The organism is Rhodococcus tukisamuensis NBRC 100609 (genome assembly GCF_001894985.1).
GTDB lineage: Bacteria > Actinomycetota > Actinomycetes > Mycobacteriales > Mycobacteriaceae > Rhodococcus_G > Rhodococcus_G tukisamuensis.
Genome location: NZ_BCXG01000051.1, coordinates 1 through 4,992, shown reverse-complemented (window position 1 = coordinate 4,992; position 4,992 = coordinate 1). Strand labels below are relative to the sequence as shown.

Here is a 4,992-nt window from a genome sequence, read left to right as displayed (position 1 = left end):
TTGTTCCATGCTGTCAGCACGGTGGACAGTTCGTTGTCCTCGAGCAGTGCGATGTCGCCGACCACGGTGGCCGGCGCATCCACCACCTGTCCCAGGATCCGGTGCAGCCGAGCACCGAAGGACGCCACGGTGGTGGCGTCGAAGAGATCTGTCGCGTACGTGAACTCCGCGACCAGACCGCCGAACTCACCCTCCACCGGGGCAACCTCGGTGACATTGAGGTGCAGGTCGAACTTCGCGACGTGCTCGTCCAGTTCGACCTGCTCCACGCGCAGCCCGGGCAGTTCGAGGGTCGTCACACCGAGGTTCTGGAGCGAGAGCATCACCTGGAAGAGCGGGTGGCGCGCCTGCGAGCGGGCCGGGTTGAGCACCTCGACGAGCCGCTCGAACGGCACGTCGGCGTGGCCGAAGGCCGCGAGGTCGGCTTCCCTTGTGCGGGCCAACAGCTCGACGAACGGCAGCGCGGAGTCCACCTCGGTACGCAGCACCAGCGTGTTGACGAACATCCCGATCACGTCGTCGAGGGCACGCTCGCCGCGACCGGCGACAGGGGTGCCGACCGCGATGTCACTGGTACCGCTCAGCCGTGCGAACAGCACGGACAGCGCGGCGTGCAGGACCATGAACATCGTCGTGTGGTGTTCGCGCGCCAGCGCGTTGAGCCTGGTGTGCAGATCGGCATCGATGCCGAAGCGGTGGGTCGCACCCCGGTAGGACGCCGTCGCCGGTCGGCGGCGGTCGGCGGGCAGCTCCAACTGGTCGGGCAGCCCGGCCAGCGTCTCGCGCCAGAAGCTGAACTGCTGCGCGATCAGGGACTCCGAGTCGTCCTCGTCGCCGAGCACCTCACGCTGCCAGAGGCTGAAGTCGGGGTACTGAACCTCGAGCGGAGTCCAGTCGGGTGCCGCACCCGCACTGCGGGCGGCGTACGCAACCATCACGTCGCGGGCCAGCGGTGCCATCGACCAGCCGTCGGCGCTGATGTGGTGCACGACGACCGCGAGCACGAACTCGTCGTCGCCGAGTTCGAACAGCGTCGCACGCACCGGAATCTGCGTCCGGACGTCGAATCCCCTGGACACCAGCGCCAGCAGGTTTCCCTCTAGTTCCACTGCAGCGCAGGTGATCCGGTCCAATCCGGCAGGCACCTCCGCCGGATCCAGGACCAGCTGGCGCGCGCCCCCATCGGATTCGGGGAACACCGTACGAAGGGACTCGTGCCGGGTGACGACGTCGCCGACGGCGGCCTGCAGGGCGTCGACGTCAAGCGCACCCGACAGCCGCATCGCCATCGGGATGTTGTAGAGCGTGGACTCGCTGTCGAACCGGTTGAGGAACCACATCCGCTGCTGTGCAAGCGAGAGCGGAACGGACTCGGGTCGCGGCATCGCCGTCAGCGCGAGCCGCGTACCGGTCCCCACGTGCCCTGCCGCCCAACTCGCAAGCGCGGCAACGCTGGAGGCCTCGAAAAGCGCTCGTACCGGGACCGTGACGTCCAACGCGGCGCCCAGTCGGGCGGTCACCTGCGTCGCGATCAACGAGTTTCCGCCGAGATCGAAGAAGTCGTCGTCGAGTCCGACCCGTTCCACGCCCAGCACGTCCGCGAAGGTGGCCGCAACGATCTCTTCGATCGGGTTCGACGGCGCCCTGAAGGCGCGGGCCTCGAACACCGGCTGCGGCAAGGCCTTCCGGTCCAACTTGCCGACCGGCGTGCGCGGGACCTCGTCGATCACCATGATGGCTGCCGGCACCATGTGCGCGGGCAACGTCTCGCCGATCGCAGCTTTCAGGTCGTCGATGTCGACGTCCGTGCCGGGCGCCGCCATCACGTAGGAAACGAGAGCGGTGTGTCCTCCGACGCCCTCGTGCCCCAGCGTCACTGCGAACTCGATACCGGACTGAGCGGCGAGCGCTGCGTCGATCTCACCGAGCTCGATGCGGAAGCCGCGGACCTTGACCTGGAAGTCCGACCTGCCGAGGTAGTCGATCTCGCGGTTCTCGGTCCACCGGGCCACGTCGCCGGTGCGGTACATGCGGTCGCCCGGTCCGCCGAACGGATCGGCGACGAAGCGCTCGGACGTGAGTCCGGGCCGCCCGCGGTACCCGCGGCTCACGCCGGGTCCAGCCAGGTACAGCTCGCCGACGACACCGACCGGGACCGGGTTGAGGCGGCTGTCGAGGATGGAGGCGCGGGTGCCGTTCGTCGGATGACCGATGGTGAGGTACTGGCCCGGCTCCAACCCGTCCGTGCAGGCCGCTGCCACGGTGTTCTCGGTGGGCCCGTACGCATTGACGAACCGCCGGCCGACAGACCACTTCGCCATCAGCTCCGGCGGGCAGGCCTCGCCTGCCGTCGCCACCACGGCCAGGTCGTCCAGTCCGGTCGGGTCGACGGTGGCCAGTGCCGCCGGAGTCAGCACCAAGTTGGTGACGCGCTCACGGCGCAGCAACTCCGCCATCTCGGCGCCGCCCCACACGTCAGGCGGTGAGACCACCATGGTCGCCGCCGCACCGAAGGCCAGGAGCAGCTCGTACACAGAGACGTCGAAGCTCGGCGACGACGCGTGCAGCGTGCGCGAGCGCGGAGACGTGAGGTAGGCGGCGAGCAGGTGATCGCGGAGGTTGGCCAGACCCACATTGGGCACGACGACGCCCTTGGGCAGGCCGGTGGAGCCGGACGTGTAGATCACGTATGCGGGGTTCTCGAGCCGCAGCGGGCGGATCCGGTCCTCGTCGGTCACCGGCTCACCGGACAATGCACGAGCGCTCGCCTCGGCGTCGTCGATCGACAACCACTCGACAGAGTCGGGCAGCTCGCCGATGTGGTCCGCGGTGGTCACACCCGTCACCGCGCCGGAATCGGTGACCATGTGCGCGATCCGGTCTGCCGGATAGGTCGGGTCCACCGGAACGAAGGCGGCGCCCGTCTTCGCGATCGACCACACCGTCAGGACCGAGCTCAGGGACCGGCGGATGGCCACTGCCACGGTGGTTTCCGGACCGGCTCCGCGGGCAATCAGGAGTCGGGCCAGTCGCGAGGATCGCTCGTCCAGCTCTCGATAGGTCAGCTGGCCGTCCGCACTGGTCAGCGCCAGTGCCTCGGGGTCCCGATCCACCGCTGCGGTGAGGATGTCCGCGAGCAGACGCGGAGCGATACCCGCCGCGGAGCCGCCCGGACGCAACGCCGTGTCCGGATCGACACGCTGAACCAGGTCGGCCCGCTCGTCGACCGCCAGGATCTCGATGTCGCCGACCGGCAGGCCCGGGTGGACCACGACCGACTCCAGGATCCGGACGAACCGCTGCGCGAACCCGAACACCGTCGACTCGTTGAAGATGTCTGTGGCGTAGACGAACTCGGCCGACATCGCGGAGTCGCCACCACCGCGCAGGGTCAGCTGCAGGTCGAACTTCGAGAGGTCGACCTCGACCTCGCTGGCAGAGACCGACAGACCCGGCAGCTCGAGGGTGGTCGCGCCCATGTTCTCGAACGACAGCGCAACCTGGAACAGCGGGTGCCGCGAGGTGGACCGGGCCGGGTTGAGCACCTGGACGAGTCGCTCGAACGGCACGTCGGCATTGGAGAACGCGGCCAGGTCGGTCTCACGGACACGGGCGAGAAGGTCGACGAAGGAGGCCCCGGCATCGACCTCGGTGCGCAGCACGAGGGTGTTGACGAACATGCCGATGACGTCGTCGAGTGCCTGCTCGCCACGACCTGCCACCGGCGTGCCGACCGCGATGTCGGCGGTACCGCTCAAGCGGGCGAGCAGCACGTTCAGCGCCGCGTGCATGACCATGAAGGCGGTGACGCCCTGGGCCCTGGCCAGCGCACCCAGCGCCCGGACCGTGTCCTCCTCGATGGTGAAGGCGACCCGGCCGCCGTCGAAGGACTGGACAACCGGGCGGGGCCGGTCCATCGACAGGTCCAGCTGGTCGGGCAGCCCCGCCAGCACTTCACGCCAGTGCTTGATCTGGTTGGCGGACAACGAGTTCGGATCGTCCTCGGACCCGAGAACCTCGCGCTGCCACACGCTGTAGTCCGCGTACTGCACGCGCAGCGGCGCCCAGTCCGGCGCCACTCCGGCAGCGCGGGCGGTGTAGGCCGTCATCACGTCGCGGGCCAGAACCGCCCAGGACATGCCGTCCGCGGCAATGTGGTGGACGACCAGCGCAACGGCAAGCTCGTCCGTCCCGACCGCGAACAGTCGCACCCGGAAGGGGATCTCCTCGGCCACGTCGAACCCGACGGACGCGAAGTCCGTGAGCCCGGTCGCCAACTCCTCCTCGGTCACGTCCTGTGCGACCACGTCCAGATCGACCTCTGCGAGGGGCAGGATCACCTGATGTACGCCGTCCGCCGACTCGGGGAAGACGGTGCGCAGCGACTCGTGCCGGCCGAGCACGTCGAGCAGGGCCGCACGGAGGGCCTGGGCATCGGTGCGTCCGGCGAGCCGGACGACTAGCGGCAGGTTGTAGGTGGCAGCCGCGGTGTCGTACTGGTTGAGGAACCACATCCGTTGCTGGGCAAGCGAAAGCGGAAGCTGCTCCGGCCGAGTCCTGGCCACCAGATGCGGGCGCTGCTCCCCCTTGGCGCTGGCCTTCTCCGCTCGGTCCGTGATCGCCGCGACGGTCGGGGCCTCGAACAGGACCCGCACGCCGAGCCGGATGCCGAATGCCGCGCCGATCCTGGCGACCACGTGGTTGGCGTTGAGCGAGTTGCCGCCCAGCTCGAAGAAGTTGTCGTCCAGGCCGACCTGAGCTGCATCGAGCACGTCCGCGAAAACGGCGGCGACGATCTCCTCCGCGGGAGTCCGCGGGGCGCGGTATGCCCGCTCACTGAGGGTGAACGCGGGCGCCGGCAGCACCTTCCGGTCGAGCTTGCCACTGGCGTTGAGCGGGAACTCGTCGAGCACCACGAACGCCGACGGCACCATGTACGCGGGCAGAGCCCGCTCGACGGTGGATCGCAGCTCGTCCACATCCAGGACGGAA

The 4,992-nt window shown here is 69.0% G+C and carries 1 protein-coding gene; it reads right to left on the bottom strand.

The features are described 5' to 3' along the window. Positions 1-4,979, bottom strand: a 4,979-nt coding sequence (locus tag RT2_RS24835) for a non-ribosomal peptide synthetase (RefSeq protein WP_139280389.1), incomplete at its 3' end; no start/stop codon positions are given. Positions 4,980-4,992: the final 13 nt, after the last annotated feature.